We start from the raw sequence: 16,535 nt of genomic DNA on the forward strand, positions 1-16,535 counted from the left end.
CGCAAAAGGCCGCAACCCAGCCGGTCGCGGCCTTGCGGAGCGGGGTCAGGCGGAGACGGACGCCTCGCGCTGGAGTTCCAGTGCAATGTCGATCAACTGGTCCTCTTGTCCGCCGACCAGCTTGCGCTTGCCCGCGCGCACCAGCATTTCGGCCGCCGATACGCCATAGCGTTCGGCCTGGCGCTCGGCATGCTTCAGGAAGCTGGAGTACACACCCGCATACCCCATCATCAGCGCCTGACGATCCAGCAGACACTCCTGCGGCATCACCGGCCGCACCACATCCTCGGCCGCATCGGCGATCGCGAAGAAGTCGATACCGGTCTTGATACCGAGCTTGTCGCACACACCGACGAAGGCTTCGACCGGGGTGTTGCCCGCGCCGGCACCGAATCGCCTCGCGCTGCCATCGATTTGCTTCGCACCAGCACGAACGGCGTAGACGGAGTTGGCAACCGCTAGGTCCAGGTTCTCGTGCCCATGGAAGCCGACCTGGGCGTCATCACCGAGTTCGGCGACCAGCGCGGCGACCCGATCCGAAACCTGTTCGAGCACAAGCGCACCCGCCGAGTCCACCACATAAACGCACTGGCACCCGGCATCGGCCATGATCCGAGCCTGCTTGGCCAGCGCCTCCGGGGGCTGGGTGTGCGACATCATCAGGAAGCCGACGGTTTCCAATCCCAGCTCCCGCGCGAGGCCGAAGTGCTGGATCGACACATCCGCCTCGGTGCAGTGCGTGGCGATGCGGCAGATCGAGGCGCCGTTGTCCTGGGAGACCTTGATGTCCTCCTTGACGCCGACGCCGGGCAGCATGAGCACCGCGATCTTGGCCTGCTTCGCCGTCTCCGCCGCGATCTTGACCAGCTCCTGCTCGGGGGTGTGCGAGAAGCCGTAGTTGAACGATGAGCCGCCGAGTCCGTCGCCGTGGGTCACCTCGATGACCGGCACCCCGGCGCCGTCCAGCGCGGTGACGATATTGCGCACATCGTCGGCGGTGAACTGGTGGCGCTTGTGGTGCGAGCCGTCGCGCAGCGAGGTGTCGGTGATGCGGATGTCGAGTTCTGCTGAATAGACCATGTTGAAGGCTCCTTACACCCGGGCCGACAGAATCTGCTGTGCCATGACCTCGCCCACCTGGGTGGCGGCGGCGGTCATGATGTCGAGGTTGCCCGCATACGGCGGCAGGAAATCGCCGGCGCCCTCGACCTCGACGAAGACCGAAACCTTCGCCATACCACCGGAAACCACCGACGGCGGGTCGAACTGCGGGTCGTTGAGCAGCCGGTAGCCGGGCACGTACTTCTGGATATCGGCGACCATCCGATGGATGGAATCCGCGATCGCGTCGGTATCGGCGTCCTCGGGAATCGCGCAGAAGATGGTGTCGCGCATGATCATCGGCGGTTCGGCCGGGTTCAGGATGATGATCGCCTTGCCGCGCTGCGCGCCGCCGATGGTCTCCACACCACGCGAGGTGGTCTTGGTGAACTCATCGATATTGGCGCGGGTGCCCGGTCCGGCGGAGACCGACGACACCGAGGCCACGATTTCGGCGTAGGGCACCGGCACCACGCGCGATACCGCCGCGACGATCGGAATCGTGGCCTGGCCACCGCAGGTGATCATATTGACGTTCGGCGCATCGAGATTCGCACCGAGGTTCACCGGCGGCACGACCGCGGGCCCGACCGCGGCGGGCGTGAGGTCGACCGCGCGGATTCCGGCCTCCGCGTACTTGGGTGCGGCGGCGCGATGCACATACGCCGAGGTCGCCTCGAAGACCAGATCCGGCAGTTCCGACTGCGCGAGCAACCAGTCAACGCCCTCGTGCGAGGTCTCCAGCCCGAGCCCGCGGGCGCGCTTCAAACCCTCGCTCTCCGGGTCGATTCCGATCATCCACTTCGGTTCCACCGTGGTGGAGCGCAGCAGTTTGTACAGCAGATCGGTGCTGATATTGCCGGATCCGACGATCGCGGCGGTGACGGTCCCCGTTTCGGACACGGCCAGCCTCCTACTTGAATTGCAAACGGACAGAACCGAGTCCGGCGAACTCGGCGTGGAACGAATCGCCCACACGGGCGTCGATGGCGCGCGTGCAGGAACCGGGCAGCACGATGTCGCCCGCCTTCAGCCGCACCCCGAAGCTGGCTACCTTGCGGGCCAGCCAGGCCACCGCGATGACCGGATCGCCGAGCACCGCATCGCTGCGCCCCTCGGCGACCACCTCACCGTTGCGGGTGAGCACGGCGTCAATGGCCTTGATATCGAGGTCTTTCGGCGCGACCCGCGCCGCGCCGAGGACGAAACCGGCCGAGGACGCGTTATCGGAAATGGTGTCGGCCAGCCCGATCTTCCAGTCCTTGATCCGCGAATCGATCAGCTCGATGGACGGTGCGTAGGCGACCGTCGCGGCGAGCACATCGGCCTCGGTGCAATCCGCACCCGGCAGGTCCGCGCCGAGGATGAAGCCGACCTCCACCTCGACCCGGGGAATCAGATAGCGCGAGGTCTCGACCGGAACGTCCTCGAATACCTCCATATCGGCGAGCAGATGACCGTAGTCGGGTTCGTCCACGCCCATCATCTGCTGCATGGCGAGCGAGGACAGACCGACCTTGTGCCCCACCACCTTCGCGCCGTTGTCGAGCTTGCGCCGGATATTGATCAGCTGGATCTCATAGGCGTCGACGACATCGATATCGGGATGCCGGGCGATGAGGGGGTCGATGCCGACGCGATCGCGCTCGGCGACCTCGAGTTCATCGGCCAATTCGATTCGTACCGCGTCGGACAGCACGCTAGTTTCCTTCCACTGTTGTCGCTTCGGGCACGGCTGCCCGCGAAAGAACATCGGCGCCTGCCGCGAACCTGCCCGCCCGCCGACCGGAGAAGATGCAGTCGGCCAGGGACAATCCGCTGACATAGGAGTCCGAGCAGATGCCGACCGCCGTGCGACCGGCCGCGAACAGGCCTGGAATATCGTTTCCGGCAGTCGATTTCACCGCTCCCGTACTCTCGTCGACGACCACGCCGCCGAGGGTGAGCATCGGGCACGGATTGATGACGCTCGGTTTGATACCGACATCCAACAGCCAGAACGGTCCGGCCCCCACCGTTTTGGTGAATTCGGCGGGCTTGCCGACCGGATCCGGCGAGCCGTTCTCGATGGCCGCATTGTGCTCGGCGACGGTGGCGCGCAGGCCCTCGGCATCGATACCGGCCTTCGCCGCAACGGCATCCAGGGTCGCGCCGCGCACCGCGGTCCGCCGCATCGCCTCGAACTGTCCGCGCTGGAACCAGGCCGACTGCGTCCGAATCTGCGCGATCGCGGTGCGCATGAGCTCGTCGTCGGCGAGCAGCCACCCCTTGCCGTCGTGCTCGGTGATCAACGCGTGGCCGACCGCGGCGCCGTAGCGGGTCTCATCGATCACCCGGCGACCGTCCGCGTCGACCAATACCGATCCGGTGAAAGCACTGGGCGGCAAGATGAATCGCCACGCCGAGATATTGCCCATCCGATCGGTCGCCGCGCCGACCTGCTGGGCCATCCGGATCCCGCTGCCGTCGTCACCGGTCGTGCCGAGTGCGAGTCCGCCGCGGTATCGCGGCCCGTATTGCCCCAGCATCTCCCGATTCGCGATGAACCCACCCGCGCTGATCACCACGCCGCGGCGGGCCTGAATCCGAATGGTGGTGCGGTAGCGGCGATCCAGCTTCGCCAGCTGACGCTCCAGCGCCTTGCGCAGCGGCGGGTAGTAGATGCCCGGCTTGGCGGCGATTTTCGCCAACCGGGTGTAGCGGTCTCGGACCCGTCCGGGGGCGTCGCGCAGTGTCTCGCATTCGACGCCGATCACCGTGCCGTTGTCGTCGGTGATCAATCGTATTGCCTGCGTGAGGGTTTCGACCCGGATACCGCGCCGCGAGGCCGAGGCGGCCAGTGGACCGGTGAGCTTCTTGCCGGACGGGCCCTTGCCCTTGACCCGATGTCCGCGCTGCGCGGGCGTCGCGACCTCGCGGCCGTAGCCGGAGACCTCACTGCCGGAGTAGTAGAGGTAGTAGCTGTCATTCGGATACGACGTCTTGTACGGACACAGCGAGGCCTCGAATGGCACCCCGTGCCCCTTCAGCCACTCGATCATCGCCGGGCTCTCGTCCACGAACCGCCGCAGCGTCTCGGGCGAGACGGCCGTGCCCACCTCGCGCTCGAGATAGGCCAGCATCTGCTCCGGCGTATCGCGCACACCGGCCTCCTGCTGCACCGAGGTGCCACCGCCCGCGTAGATGATGCCGCCGGACAACGCCGACGCACCGCCACCGGCGAAACGCTCGAGCACCAGCACCTGCGCACCCGCGTCCGTCGCTTCCAGCGCGGCCGCCGCACCCGCGGCGCCGAATCCGACGACGACCACGTCGGCGGTCAGATCCCATTCGCCGCTGGCGACTGCTTGCAGGTCGCTCGAAACAACGCCGCTGGCGACTGCTTGCAGGTCGCTCGAAACAACGCCGCTAGCGACTGCTTGCAGGTCGCTCGAAACAACACCGCCCATGTACATCACTCCGGTCAGAAACTGAAACAAGTTTTCTCGACGAATGGAACGTCGAGCGCGTCTTCTGCCACTCAACATAGACCAAATGCGGTCCCATTCTATAACGTGTTCTACATGACTGATCGGGAATATGACGTGGTGGTGGTCGGCAGCGGCGCCGCCGGGATGACCGCCGCCCTCGCCGCGGCCCATCATGGGCTCAGTGTGGTGATCATCGAGAAAGCCGCGCACTACGGCGGGTCGACCGCACGCTCGGGCGGTGGCGTGTGGATCCCCGGCAACAAGGCGCTGAAGGCGTCCGGCCGTCCCGATGACCGCGAGGACGCCCGCACCTACCTGCACAGCATCATCGGCGACGTGGTGCCGAAGGACCGGATCGACACCTACATCGACCGGGGCGCGGAGGCCTTCGACTTCGTTCTCGATCACACGCCGCTGAGGATGAAGTGGGTGCCCGGCTACTCCGACTACTACCCAGAGGCCCCCGGCGGCCTTGGCGAAGGACGCTCGTGCGAACCCGCGCCGTTCAACGCCAAGGTCCTCGGCGAGGAGCGGTTCAACCTGGAGCCGCCGTACGCCAAGGCCCCACTGAACGTCGTCGTCATGCAAGCCGACTTCGTCCGGCTCAACCTGATCCGCCGCCACCCGAAGGGCATCATGCGTGCCATGCGCGTCGGCGCGCGCACCTATTTCGCCAAGTGGACCGGTAAGCACATCCTCGGCATGGGGCAGGCCATCATCGCCGCCATGCGCAAGGGGCTCATGGACGCGAACGTGCCGCTGTTGCTGAACACACCGCTGACCAAGCTCATTGTCGACAACGGCGTGGTCACCGGCGTCGAGGCCGAGCACGACGGCCAGACGGTGCGGTTCACCGCCAAGTACGGCGTGGTGCTCGGCAGCGGCGGTTTCGAGCACAACGCCGAGATGCGCACCAAGTACCAGCGCCAGCCCATCACCACCGAATGGACCACCGGCGCGGTCGCCAATACCGGCGATGGCATCAACGCGGGCATGGATGTGGGCGGCGCGGTCGGTTTCATGGAGGATTCCTGGTGGGGGCCGACCATCTTCAAGGGCGGCAAGCCGTGGTTCGCGCTGGCCGAGCGGAATCTGCCCGGCACCATCATGGTCAACGCCGACGGCAAGCGATTCGGAAATGAGTCCGCTCCTTACGTCGAGGCTGTGCACACCATGTACGGCGGCGAATATGGGCAGGGTGAAGGTCCGGGCGCGAATATCCCCGCGTGGCTGGTTTTCGATCAGCGCTACCGGAACCGCTACATCTTCGCCGGACTACAGCCTGGTCAGCGGTTTCCGTCCCGCTGGATGGAAAACGGCCTGATCGTCAAGGCCGATACCCTCGAAGAACTGGCCGCCGAGATCGGCGTGTCCACCGAGAATCTGACCGCGACCGTCGAGCGGTTCAACAAGTTCGCCGAGACCGGTACGGACGAGGACTTCGGCCGCGGCAACAGCCACTACGACCGGTACTACGGCGATCCGACCGTCAAGCCCAACCCCTGCCTGGCCGGACTGGTGCAGGGCCCGTACTACGCGGCCAAGATCGTGCCCGGCGACCTGGGCACCAAGGGCGGTCTGGTCGCCGATACCGCCGGTCGGGTGCTGCGCGAGGACGGCAGCGTCATCGAGGGCCTGTACGCCTCCGGCAATAGCGCGACCCCGGTGATGGGCCACACCTACGCGGGCCCCGGCGCCACCATCGGCCCGGCGATCACCTTCGGCTATCTCGCGGTGCTGGATATCGCCGAACGCAAGAAGCAACTCTCGGCCAAGGCCACCGCCGAGGCGTAGCTGAGCCAAGGGGGCGTCCCAGCGAGTGGACGCCCCCTTGCTCACGCGGATGCGGTCCCCGCAGGATCGATTGGAGGCAACGGTCCCCGTGCGCGATGAACCGCAGGCCACTTCGCCGGACCGCATCCGACCAGGCCCCCGCCCGCATCGGGCAGCTGAATCAGTCCACAAAGCATTCACAAGGAGAACTCGATGCCCATCGATCCGAAAGTCGCCCTCGGCGCGGAACTCCCGAGCCGGGAGTTCGCTTGGACGCCGTCGGATGTGCAGCTGTACCAGCTGGGGCTCGGAGCGGGTACGCGCTGGACCGATACCGCCGAACTGCGCTACCTCGACGACCGCACACCGCAGGTGCTGCCGACCTTCGCCACCGTGGCGGCCACCTTTCACGACACCGAACCGCCGAAGGTCAAATTTCCGGGCATCGATATCGACCTGGCCAAGGTGGTGCACGGCCATCAGGAGGTCGAGGTGCACCGCCCGATTCCGGCCGCCGGCAAGGCGAGCAGCACCGGACGCATCACCGAACTGTGGGATAAGGGTTCGGCCGCCGTCGTGGTGCAGGAGCAGACGGTCACCGGTTCCGATGGCGAACCGCTGTGGACCGCCCGCTCATCCATCTTCGCCAAGGGCGAGGGCGGCTTCGGCGGCGAACGCGGCCCCAGCACCAAGACCGAACTCCCCGACCGCGCGCCGGATTTCGACGTCACCACGCCGACACTCCCGCAGCAGGCGCTGCTGTACCGCATGTGCGGTGACCGCAACCCACTGCATTCGGATCCCGAATTCGCCCGCGCCGCGGGCTTCCCCAACCCGATCCTGCACGGCCTGTGCACCTACGGCATCGTCTGCAAGACGGCCACCGACACCGTGCTGGATTCGGATGCGAGCCGGGTCACCGGATTCCGCGCGCGCTTCGCGGGCGTGCTGTATCCGGGCGAGACCATTCGCACCCGGATCTGGCGCACTGACGGCGAACTCGTCATCGCGGCCACGGTCGTGGAACGCGAGGACGCACCGGTGCTGGGCGAGGTCATCCTGCGCTTCGCCTGACTCCTAACCCGCGGACGCGGTGACCTCATCCGCATTGCGACGACGCACCGTGACGCCTTGGATAATCAAGGCGTACAACAGGATCACCAGGATGGGAGCCGCGATCGGCACCCAAGCCAGCCGCAGCGGGAGCAGCGCCGCGCCGACGGCCGCTGCCGCGAACGCCACCGCGCCGAGCACCGAGGGCACGGTGGTCGGCACCACGCCGACCGGCGCGGAGACGGTCGCGGTGTTCAGCAGATACGTCGTGGCCACCAATCCCGTTGCGGCGGCGGCGAGCACACCGGTGTCGGCCGCGGCGAGTACGCCGATCGCGAGGAGTACCGCCGCGACCGCGGGCAGGCGGAACCACCAGCCCGCTACCACCAGTGCGGCCGCGGGAATACCGGCCCACGGCGTCATCAGCGTCACCGCGGTCACCAGTAGGACGCCGGAGAGAACGGCCAGGAATCGGATCATCGGTGCACCCGCACGGTTCGGCGATGGTCCGGGATCAATCGCATGACCTGATCCAATCGCGCGTCTTCGGTCCAGGCGACGATATCGACGCCGATGGTACCCATATCTCGATACATCGAGGCACGCTCCAGATTCCACATTCTGGCCAGCATCGGGTCCAGATCTTCCTGGAAGGGCGTGCCGCGCAGGACATCGACGACCACGACCACATGGCCGCGCTTGCGCAGATCGATCAGCGCCAGCGCGAACTGGGTGTCCAGCAGCGTGGTGAAGGCGACGATGATCGCGCCGAGCGGGACGGCCGCATGCGGCGCAAGCGTGCCGGTGGTGGGGATGTGCTCGTCGCCGACATCGAGCACGGTGTCCACGATCCGGTAGAACTGCCGCCGCCCGATATCCGGGCGCAGCCAGCGCGGGGATTGGCCGAGGCAGACCACCGCGGTGCGATCGCCCGCCTGCAGCGTCGACTGCACCACCTGCGCCGCACCGCGCACCGACAGTTCCAGGGAGTCGGTGGCCGGACCCGGCGCCTGCTGCGAAGTGTCAACGAGCACAACCACGTCCGCGGACCGGTTGGTCAGCCGTTCGGTGACGTACAGTCGCCCGCGCCGCGCACTCACCGGCCAGTTCACGATCCGCAGCTGATCGCCGGGCGCGTAGGCGCGGATGTCGGCGTACTCCACGCCCGGCCCGTGTTTGCGGGTGAGGTGGGTGCCGAGCCGTTCGGGAAGTTCGGTGCGCGGCAACTTCATTCGCTGCGGATCGGTGATCGGGTAGACGAAAAGCTGTCCGGCGGGCAGCACCGCGGTGGCCACGGACAGTCCCGCCGGGCTGAGCGCGGAGACCCGGACGGACAGCGGATAGCGACCCCACCGGTCCGCCGTCAGGGCCAGCCGCAGCCCGGCGGGCGCCGTCCCGGAATCGATCGCCTCCTCGATCTCGATTCCGAGTCCCGCGAACTTCTCGGGCTTCAGCCGCAATAGCGCGTGACCCGATTCGACGAAGGCGGCGATCGTCGTGACGATCTCCTCGGTCTCGAAGCAGCGCAGCGTGCCGCCGCCGTCGACCTGGATCCGGGTCGATGACTGCTGCCACGGCGCGGTGGCGAGCACGCCGAGCAGCGGTGCCGCGAAAACCACCAGCTGCCAGCGGCCGAGTACCACCGCGAGCACCAGGGCCACCGCCGCGCTCACCGCGAGCATGAAGACCAGTGGCGCCGGTCGCCAACGCAATTCGGCCTCGACGGCGGTGCTCATATCTCGATGCCTGGCCCCGCCGGCCATCGGCTCGTCGCGGGTCGGCGGTCGCGCCGCGACGGCAGCGGCAGCCGCGGTCCCCTGGATGACCGGGGCTTGCTCGGTAGGTTCCGGCTGGGTCATGTCCTGCTCTGCCGCATCAGGTCACCGATGCGCGCGGAACCGGCAGACGGCGCAGCAATTCGGTGATCACGTCCTCGCCGCGGATCCGGCGCACCCACATCTCGGGACGCAGCGTGATGCGGTGCGCCATCGCCGGAACCGCCAGCGCTTTGACATCCTCCGGGATCACGTAGTCCCGCCCGAGCAGCAGCGCACGGGCCCGCGACATCTGCACCAGATCGAGTTCGGCACGCGGACTCGCGCCCACCTCTACCTGGGGATGACTGCGCGTCGCACTGGCGAGCGCGACCACATAGCCGACCACATCCGGATGCACCGTGACGAACTCGACCGACTGCCGCATCTCCATCAGCCCGTTCGCGTCCACGACCTGCACCACTTGCGGCGTCGCCGAACCGCGCTCGAGGCGGCGGCGGATCATCTGGCGTTCGTCGTTCTCCGACAGATATCCCAGCCGCAGCTGCATCGCGAACCGGTCCAGCTGCGCTTCCGGCAGCGGATAGGTGCCCTCGTACTCGATCGGGTTGTCGGTGGCCAGCACGACGAATGGCTGCGGCAGCGGGAAGGTCTCGCCGTCGATGCTGACCTGGCCCTCGGCCATCGCCTCCAGCAGCGCGGCCTGGGTCTTCGGCGGCGTCCGGTTGATCTCGTCGGCCAGCAGCACATTGGTGAACACCGGGCCGCGCCGGAAGTTGAACCGGCCCGAGGACATGTCGTAGATGGTGGAGCCGAGCAGATCGGCGGGCAATAGGTCGGGCGTGAACTGCACGCGGGTGAAGTCCAGGCCGAGCGCGGCGGCGAAGGACCTGGCGATGAGCGTCTTGCCGAGGCCGGGCAGATCCTCGATCAGGATGTGACCACCGGAGAGCACGGCGATCATGATCAACTGCAACTCATCCCGCTTGCCGACGATCACCCGGGATAGTTCCCGGAGCACCGCCTCGCTGCGCTGGATGGTCGCGTCCATCGGCATGGTCATTTGTCTACTCGCACTCGCTCAACCCACATTCTCCTAAAAACGACGCATTACATCTTCTGCAGCCGGCGCAGGATCTCATCCAGCGCCGCCCGCCCCGGTGCGGGCGTCGTCTGATCCCGCAGTGCCGAGTTGGCCGGATCGACCCAGCGCCACAATTCCGGGCCGAACTGCAGTATCCCGGCGGCCTCGGTCGCCTTGCGGTTCTTGGCGACCCGCAGACCGGTGGACAACTCGAACTCCTTGGCCAGCAGCGGACGCAGGTGCCGGTCCCAGTCGGCCCGGGTGCCGTCCGCGCGGTCGGCGAGCATTTCCGCCCTGGCATGCCAGTGCCGCAGCATTTCCGCGGGACCGTTCTCGATGTAGTCCGCCCCCGCATCGATTTTCGGGACGGTCCGGCCCGATAACGACCAGATCAGCGCCATCATGCCCAGCGCCACCGGAATTCCGGCGGCGATGAGCAATGCGCCACGGGCCTTGCCGAGGGTGATGAGCTCGATCAGCACGACCACGATCAGCGCACCGAGCACGATCGCGCGGTTCATACCATCTCTCCCTGCAGATCCGCCAAAACGATACGCAGCAGTTGTTCGGCCCGCATCCGCTGCCACTCCAGCATCGAATGCGGACTGAACCTGGCCTCCTCGAACAGCGCGACCAACTCCCGTGCCGACGCATCGTGCAGGGCGCCGCGCTCGAAGGCGCGGGCCAGCACCTCCATCGGGGTATCGGAGGCCAACGGCGCGGCCGCGCGATCGAAGGACAGGCCGCGTTCCATCGCGACATAGCAGGCGATGATCGCCTCGCGCGGATCCTGGCCCGGCGCGTTCATGGCCGCCAGACCCATCTCGGCCGCTCGGGCCAGCGAACCCGCCACCGTCGGCGCGGCCGGGGGCAGCGGCGGCGACGCGGTACGCGGCGTGCGCTTGCCCGCCATCGCGACCACGATAAGCCCGACCAACGCCACGCCGACCAATGCGATGGCGCCGATGGAGGCCAGCAGGAACGCGGTGCCGCCCAGGTGGGTCGGCGCGGTGTCGGGGGTCGGCGAACTGGTGACGACCTCCTGCGGCGTGCGGCTGGGTCCCTCCCGGGGCACCGACGACGGCACCTGCTCGCCCTCGCGACCGAAACCGACCAAGATGATCGCCGTCGCGGCCGCGACGATCAGCGAAACCAACGCCAGCGCGGCCAACAGCAGCAGGCCCGTGCGGCCGAGACGTCCGTTCCTGCGCTCGGAATGGCGGTCCACTTCCGGCATGGCCAGCGGCAGCCGGTGCTGGCTGGCGATCACTCCGGCGATCAGGATCACCACCGAAACGGTGAGCAGCACCGGCATCAGCACCACCGAGATCGCGGATGGCACCGCGCGGTGGTCACCGGAGGCATGCGCCCCGGGAATGTGGCCGCGCAGCGCGATCGCCGCACACGCCAGCAGCGTGATCAGCACGATCACGCGCGATATCGGCGCTCCCGCCCTGGCCACCTGTTACCACCACATCTGAGTACAGCTCTGAACAGGCACATAGTTACATGCCGAGTGGTCGGCTCGGGATGGAATCGAATACTTCGGATTACCTCCTCTTTATCCACGGTAGCGCGGTTTCCACCGGCAGATACGCCGGTCCGGCGCTAACCGACCGGGGCGGATTCGGGCTGCTGTAGCTCGCCGAGGCGGCTCGCGGTCCGTGCGATATCGGGGATGGCGGGGACGTCGGCCATCAGGTCCGGAAGGGGCGTTCGGGCCTCGAGGGTGAGTTCGCGATCCGCGTCGTAGAGCACGTCGATCAGGTTGACGAAGCGCATGGCCCAGTCGGGTGGGACCTCGCGCAGGGGCGGGACGTCGCACAGGGTCCAGTGCAGAAAGCGCTGTGCCAACTCGACGTAGTCCGCGGCGGCGGTGGCGGTGCCGCACAGGGCGGTGAAGTCGATGACGATCGCGGCACTGTCGACGGCGCGGGCGCGGATCTTGCGGGCGCCCACCGGAATGTCGACATCAGGTGCTGTCAGGTTGACTGCACCAGTGTCGCGGAGAAGGTAACGCCCGGCCGCGAAAGCGGTGTCCGCGCCGCCGCGCGTGCGGTAGTCGAGTGGACCATCGACCGAGACGACGTCCAAGTGCGCGACGATGCGGGCGATGGTCGGCAGGAAACGGTCGTGGAACAGCGGGTTGGGCAGCAGCTGCTCCGGCGGGTAGTTCGAGGTCACCACCAGCACGATGCGGCGGGCGAAGAGCGCATCGAGCATGCGGGCGATCAGCATCGCGTCGCCGATATCGTGCACGTGGAATTCGTCGAAGCAGACCAGTTCGGCATTGCCGAGCAGGTTGTCGATGGCCTTGTCGATGGAACCCGACTCGTGTGCCGCGGTGTGCAATTCGGCGAAGAAGTTGTGGAAGTGGAAGCGTCGCTTGCGATTCGATGCGACGCCCGCGAAAAAGCGGTCCATCAGCATCGTTTTGCCGCGGCCCGGTCTGCCGTGCAGGTAGATGCCGCGATGCCGCTTTACCGGTTGACCGCGCCGGTCGAGCAGTTCGAGCAGCCGCGTCTGGGCCCGGAGTTGATCGGCATCCAATGTGAGGTTGTCTTCCACGGCGTCCTCCTGATCCTCTACAGTTGTAGAGGATCACGCAGACGGCCGCCACGGAAGGTGATGATGTCCACAACCGACCGGCACACACTGATCGTCGATGCCGCCATCGACCTCATTGCCACCCAAGGCATTCGAGCGCTCACCCATCGCGCCCTCGATACCGCGCTCGACCTGCCCGCCGGATCGACCTCCTATTACTTCCGCACGAAACGGGCACTCATCGAAACGATCGCGGACCGGATCACCACCCGCTCCCGCGACGATTTCGTCGCCGCCGGGCTCGAAGCATCCGAAGCCGCCAATGCGACCGATATCGCCCGCGCCATCGCGATATGGCTCGATCGACTACTCGTCGAACGACGCAACCATCTACTCGTCCGGCACGCGCTCATCATCGACCTGCACGCCGATCCCGAACTGCACGATCGACTCGCGCATAGCCTGTTCTCGACCATTCGAGCCCGAGACCTGTTCCGCGCCTTGCACTTCCCCGATCCCAGCAATGCCGCCGCCGACTTCATCGCGGTCATCGAGGGAGCCGTCTTCGACCGCTTCGCGGGCGCGCGCAGCCACCACCCCGCGGGCACCCCCGATAGCGTCGATCAACTCACCCGGCTGCTGGCCCGCCACCTCGACAGCTAGCGTTTCGACCAGCCGCGCTCACTGTAGGTAGCACCGCTGAGGTAGCCACGCAGCCCTGCGGCGGGATACCCGATGAGCGAGCCCTCGGGCAGCGCCTTCAGCGGAAACCATTGCAGCTCATAGCTTTTGTCCGGTTCCCGATTAACTGGCTCCCCGCTCCAGCGCAGCGCCTCGAAGAACACCCCGAGCCGAGCCTCACGACCGGACCCGACGACATGGGCGGTATGGACATGCCGCAGATCCGCCGGATCGATAACCACCCCCACCTCCTCATACGCCTCCCGCGCCGCTGCCACAGTCGCAGACTCCCCCGCCTCCAACTTCCCCGCGGGCAAATGCCACAGCCCATCGAACTCATCGGCACTACGCCGCCTACTGAGCAGCACTTCCCCACCCCGAACGAGCAGAATATGCACGTCGACAAGATGCCGATCGGTCATCAACCCTCCTCCCGCTGCCGCTTCAACCTATATCCACAGGCGTATTCGAGAGTATGACCGCGCGCGACTCAGTTGGCGCTGAGCACCAGCCCCGACGTCGGAACACCGGTACCCGCGGTGACGAGGATGTTCTCCAAACCCTCGACAGGATTCACCGAGGTGCCGCGGATCTGCCGGACCGCCTCGGCGATTCCGTTCATGCCGTGGATATAGGCCTCGCCGAGCTGTCCGCCGTGGGTGTTGAGGGGTAGGCGGCCGCCGATTTCGATGGCGCCGTCGGCGATGAAATCCTTCGCCTCACCGCGTCCGCAGAAGCCGAGCTCCTCCAGCTGCATGAGGACGAACGGGGTGAAGTGGTCGTAGAGGATGGCGGCCTGCATATCTTCGGCGCGCAAACCGCTTTGGGCCCAGAGTTGATCGCCGACCAGACCCATTTCCGGCAAGCCGGTGAGGGCGTCGCGGTAGTAGCTCGTCATTACATATTGGTCGGCGCCGGAACCCTGTGCGGCGGCGGTGATCACGGCCGGACGCTGCGGGAGGTCGCGGGCGCGCTCGACGCTGGTGACCACGATCGCGACACCGCCGTCGGATTCCTGGCAGCAGTCGAGCAGATGCAGCGGTTCGGCGATCCAGCGTGAATTCTGGTGATCCTCGAGGGTGATCGGCTTGCCGTAGAAGAAGGCGGCCGGGTTCACCGCGGCGTGTTTGCGGTCGGCCACGGCCACTCGGCCGAAGTCCGCGCTGGTGGCGCCGTAAACGTGCATATAGCGCCGGGCGACCATCGCCACCTGGGCCGCGGGAGTCCCCAGGCCCTGTGGATAGGACCAGCCCGCATCGATACCCGAAGAGGTCGGCGCGGTGGCCAGCGCGGTGGAGAACTGGCCGAAGCGCGATACCGAACGCTCGTTGAAGGCGCGGTAGGCGACGACAACGTCGGCGACACCGGTGGCGACCGCCATGGCGGCCTGCTGGATGGTGGCGCACGCCGCGCCGCCGCCATATCCGATGTGGCTGAAGAACTTCAGCTGCGGGATGCCGACCGCGCGCGCGACCGCCGCCTGGGTGTTGGTATCCATGGTGAAGGTGGTCAGGCCGTCGACATCGGCGGGTGTCAGGCCCGCGTCGGCCAGCGCCGCGGTGACCGCCTCGGCGGCCAACCGCAATTCGCTGCGGCCGGAGTCCTTGGAGAAGTCGGTGGCGCCGATGCCGACAATGGCGGCGCGTCCGGAGATCGTATTGTCAGCGGTCATCATGGCCTCCGCAGCGCGATAACGGCTTTCGCCGTGATGTGGTCACCGAGGCTGTCGCGGCCGACGACATCGATGTGGATGTCATCGCCCTCGATGGCGGATACGGTGCCCGAGAGCGTCAGTGTGTCACCGGCATACAGCGGCACGCCCAAGCGCAGCGCGACCGACTTGACGATGGCACGCGGTCCGGCCCAGTCGGTGACGAAGCGCTGCACCAGCCCGGTATCGGTGAGGATATTGACGAAGATGTCCTTGGAACCACGAGCGAGGGCCTTGTCCCTGTCGTGGTGCACATCCTGAAAGTCCCTGGTGGCCAGGGCCGTACTGATCACAAAGGTGGGATCGGCATGGATGACCAGCTCGGGCAGCGCGGTCCCGACCTGCACTGCGGCCGGTTCGACGTAGGTCATGCGACCACCCGCCAGACCGGCAGCACGGCCTCGTCACCGAGCTTCTCGAACTCCACCTGCACCGGCAGGCCGACCTTCACATCGGCCGGGTCGATGCCGCGCAGTTCACCGAGCATGCGCACGCCCTCCTCCAATTCGACCAGCGCGACGACGAACGGCAATTGCCGCCCGGGCACTTTCGGCGCGTGATGCACGACGTAACTGAACACCTCGCCGCGCCCGGAGGCCACGACATAGTCGGTCTGCTGGGACTTGTCCTGCCAGATCGCCGGAATCGGCGGATGCCGCAGCGTGCCGTCCGGCAGGCGCTGAATCCGCAGCTCCCCGGCTTTCGTACCCTCCCAGAAGAATTCGGTATCCCAGGACACGAGCGGCTTGACCCGTTCACCCGCGGGCGCTTTCGCGGCGGTACCGGTGCCCGGCGCGAATTTCAGCAGCCGCCAGACCATTTCGGCGACCACCTCGTCGCCCACCCGCCAAGTGATCTGGAAGGTGACGAACCACCCTTCGCCGAGCGCGGTCCGCTTCGGGCCGCGGATATCGCACAGCCTGCTGGTAACCGCCACCTGCTCACCGACATTCAGGTATCGGTGATAGGTCTGCTGGCAGTCGGTCGCGACCACCGAGGTGAAGCCCGCGCTGTCCAGCAGCTCGATGACCTGGTTCGTAGGATCATCCGCCGCGCGAGAACCCCTGAGCCCGAGCATGGTCCAGACCTGGATCATGGCGGGCGGCGCCACGGCGCCGGGATGTCCGGCGGCGCGGGCGGCCGCTTCGTCGACGTAGATCGGGTTGTTGTCCCCGAGCGCCTCGACCCAGTTGTTGATCATCGGCTGGTTCACCGGGTCACGCCCGAGGCGCGGCGCGCAATCTCCCGCCGCGATGATCTTCTCTGCGGCGGCGGTAATCGCTTCCGGAGTCAGGGTTTCCGGCACGCGCGGCTCCTTGCTGTAGTCCATCTCGCGGGGT

At 66.9% G+C, this 16,535-nt stretch carries 17 protein-coding genes; 3 read left to right on the forward strand and 14 right to left on the reverse strand.

The window, feature by feature from the left end; genetic code table 11:
* Window positions 1-45: 45 nt before the first annotated feature.
* Genes dmpG through ACHQ4I_RS36205 form a run of 4 tightly spaced genes read right to left on the reverse strand, consistent with a single transcriptional unit; the run spans window position 46 to window position 4,550 of the window.
* A complete protein-coding gene (dmpG, locus tag ACHQ4I_RS36190; RefSeq protein WP_420776403.1) occupies window positions 46-1,080 on the reverse strand; it encodes a 4-hydroxy-2-oxovalerate aldolase in 1,035 nt (344 codons plus the stop codon).
* Between the two features lie 12 nt (window positions 1,081-1,092).
* Window positions 1,093-2,004, reverse strand: coding sequence for an acetaldehyde dehydrogenase (acetylating) (locus ACHQ4I_RS36195; RefSeq protein WP_420776404.1), 912 nt, complete (start codon window positions 2,002-2,004; stop codon window positions 1,093-1,095).
* Between the two features lie 10 nt (window positions 2,005-2,014).
* Entirely contained in the window at window positions 2,015-2,800 is a 786-nt protein-coding gene (locus ACHQ4I_RS36200) for a 2-keto-4-pentenoate hydratase (RefSeq protein ID WP_420776405.1), read from the reverse strand.
* Between the two features lies 1 nt (window position 2,801).
* A complete protein-coding gene (locus ACHQ4I_RS36205; protein ID WP_420776406.1) occupies window positions 2,802-4,550 on the reverse strand; it encodes an FAD-binding protein in 1,749 nt (582 codons plus the stop codon).
* A gap of 105 nt (window positions 4,551-4,655) precedes the next feature.
* Between ACHQ4I_RS36205 and kstD the strand changes: the two genes are divergently transcribed.
* Entirely contained in the window at window positions 4,656-6,365 is a 1,710-nt protein-coding gene (gene kstD / locus ACHQ4I_RS36210) for a 3-oxosteroid 1-dehydrogenase (protein WP_420776407.1), read from the forward strand.
* Between the two features lie 192 nt (window positions 6,366-6,557).
* Complete coding sequence (locus tag ACHQ4I_RS36215; protein WP_420776408.1) at window positions 6,558-7,418, forward strand: MaoC family dehydratase; 861 nt, start codon at window positions 6,558-6,560, stop codon at window positions 7,416-7,418.
* A 3-nt stretch (window positions 7,419-7,421) separates the two neighbouring features.
* Here ACHQ4I_RS36215 and ACHQ4I_RS36220 read toward each other — a convergent pair whose 3' ends face one another.
* The 6 genes from ACHQ4I_RS36220 to zapE form a co-directional block, all read right to left on the reverse strand.
* Entirely contained in the window at window positions 7,422-7,877 is a 456-nt protein-coding gene (locus ACHQ4I_RS36220; protein ID WP_420776409.1) for a hypothetical protein, read from the reverse strand.
* Entirely contained in the window at window positions 7,874-9,133 is a 1,260-nt protein-coding gene (locus tag ACHQ4I_RS36225; RefSeq protein ID WP_420776625.1) for a DUF58 domain-containing protein, read from the reverse strand. The genes ACHQ4I_RS36220 and ACHQ4I_RS36225 overlap by 4 nt, the downstream gene beginning before the upstream one ends.
* Before the next feature lie 139 nt (window positions 9,134-9,272).
* Window positions 9,273-10,235: an AAA family ATPase gene (locus ACHQ4I_RS36230; RefSeq protein WP_420776410.1), complete on the reverse strand. Its 963-nt coding sequence runs from the start codon at window positions 10,233-10,235 to the stop codon at window positions 9,273-9,275.
* Between the two features lie 47 nt (window positions 10,236-10,282).
* Window positions 10,283-10,777 (reverse strand): hypothetical protein, encoded by a 495-nt coding sequence (locus ACHQ4I_RS36235; RefSeq protein WP_420776411.1) that lies wholly within the window; start codon window positions 10,775-10,777, stop codon window positions 10,283-10,285.
* Entirely contained in the window at window positions 10,774-11,718 is a 945-nt protein-coding gene (locus ACHQ4I_RS36240) for a DUF4129 domain-containing protein (protein ID WP_420776412.1), read from the reverse strand. The genes ACHQ4I_RS36235 and ACHQ4I_RS36240 overlap by 4 nt, the downstream gene beginning before the upstream one ends.
* Before the next feature lie 146 nt (window positions 11,719-11,864).
* Window positions 11,865-12,824, reverse strand: a complete 960-nt coding sequence (zapE, locus tag ACHQ4I_RS36245) for a cell division protein ZapE (protein WP_420776413.1) — start codon at window positions 12,822-12,824, stop codon at window positions 11,865-11,867.
* Window positions 12,825-12,887: 63 nt separating this feature from the next.
* Here zapE and ACHQ4I_RS36250 point away from each other — a divergent pair, with 63 nt between their 5' ends.
* On the forward strand, window positions 12,888-13,466 hold the full coding sequence (locus ACHQ4I_RS36250) for a TetR/AcrR family transcriptional regulator (RefSeq protein WP_420776414.1): 579 nt from the start codon (window positions 12,888-12,890) through the stop codon (window positions 13,464-13,466).
* Here the strand turns inward: ACHQ4I_RS36250 and ACHQ4I_RS36255 are convergent.
* The 4 genes from ACHQ4I_RS36255 to ACHQ4I_RS36270 form a co-directional block, all read right to left on the reverse strand.
* On the reverse strand, window positions 13,463-13,906 hold the full coding sequence (locus ACHQ4I_RS36255; RefSeq protein WP_420776415.1) for an NUDIX hydrolase: 444 nt from the start codon (window positions 13,904-13,906) through the stop codon (window positions 13,463-13,465). The genes ACHQ4I_RS36250 and ACHQ4I_RS36255 overlap by 4 nt on opposite strands.
* Window positions 13,907-13,974: 68 nt before the next feature.
* Window positions 13,975-15,156 carry a lipid-transfer protein gene (locus tag ACHQ4I_RS36260; protein WP_420776416.1) on the reverse strand — a complete coding sequence of 394 codons (1,182 nt, stop codon included), beginning with the start codon at window positions 15,154-15,156 and terminating at the stop codon, window positions 13,975-13,977.
* Window positions 15,156-15,566, reverse strand: a complete 411-nt coding sequence (locus tag ACHQ4I_RS36265) for a MaoC family dehydratase (protein WP_420776417.1) — start codon at window positions 15,564-15,566, stop codon at window positions 15,156-15,158. The genes ACHQ4I_RS36260 and ACHQ4I_RS36265 overlap by 1 nt, the downstream gene beginning before the upstream one ends.
* Window positions 15,563-16,525 carry a bifunctional MaoC family dehydratase N-terminal/OB-fold nucleic acid binding domain-containing protein gene (locus tag ACHQ4I_RS36270; protein ID WP_420776418.1) on the reverse strand — a complete coding sequence of 321 codons (963 nt, stop codon included), beginning with the start codon at window positions 16,523-16,525 and terminating at the stop codon, window positions 15,563-15,565. Before ACHQ4I_RS36270 ends, ACHQ4I_RS36265 begins: the two co-directional genes overlap by 4 nt.
* Window positions 16,526-16,535: the final 10 nt, after the last annotated feature.

This window comes from Nocardia nepalensis, from assembly GCF_048910785.1.
GTDB classification, from domain to species: Bacteria; Actinomycetota; Actinomycetes; order Mycobacteriales; family Mycobacteriaceae; genus Nocardia; species Nocardia nepalensis.

Bases quoted from the DNA above. Each gene is read 5' to 3' on its own strand.
- ACHQ4I_RS36215 (WP_420776408.1), top strand. From the start codon at position 6,558: ATGCCCATCGATCCGAAAGTCGCCCTCGGCGCGGAACTCCCGAGCCGG.
- ACHQ4I_RS36225 (WP_420776625.1), bottom strand. From the start codon at position 9,133: ATGAGCACCGCCGTCGAGGCCGAATTGCGTTGGCGACCGGCGCCACTG.
- ACHQ4I_RS36250 (WP_420776414.1), top strand. From the start codon at position 12,888: ATGTCCACAACCGACCGGCACACACTGATCGTCGATGCCGCCATCGAC.
- ACHQ4I_RS36270 (WP_420776418.1), bottom strand. From the start codon at position 16,525: ATGGACTACAGCAAGGAGCCGCGCGTGCCGGAAACCCTGACTCCGGAA.
- ACHQ4I_RS36255 (WP_420776415.1), bottom strand. From the start codon at position 13,906: ATGACCGATCGGCATCTTGTCGACGTGCATATTCTGCTCGTTCGGGGT.
- ACHQ4I_RS36220 (WP_420776409.1), bottom strand. From the start codon at position 7,877: ATGATCCGATTCCTGGCCGTTCTCTCCGGCGTCCTACTGGTGACCGCG.
- ACHQ4I_RS36205 (WP_420776406.1), bottom strand. From the start codon at position 4,550: ATGGGCGGTGTTGTTTCGAGCGACCTGCAAGCAGTCGCTAGCGGCGTT.
- ACHQ4I_RS36230 (WP_420776410.1), bottom strand. From the start codon at position 10,235: ATGACCATGCCGATGGACGCGACCATCCAGCGCAGCGAGGCGGTGCTC.
- ACHQ4I_RS36260 (WP_420776416.1), bottom strand. From the start codon at position 15,156: ATGACCGCTGACAATACGATCTCCGGACGCGCCGCCATTGTCGGCATC.
- ACHQ4I_RS36235 (WP_420776411.1), bottom strand. From the start codon at position 10,777: ATGAACCGCGCGATCGTGCTCGGTGCGCTGATCGTGGTCGTGCTGATC.
- dmpG (WP_420776403.1), bottom strand. From the start codon at position 1,080: ATGGTCTATTCAGCAGAACTCGACATCCGCATCACCGACACCTCGCTG.
- ACHQ4I_RS36265 (WP_420776417.1), bottom strand. From the start codon at position 15,566: ATGACCTACGTCGAACCGGCCGCAGTGCAGGTCGGGACCGCGCTGCCC.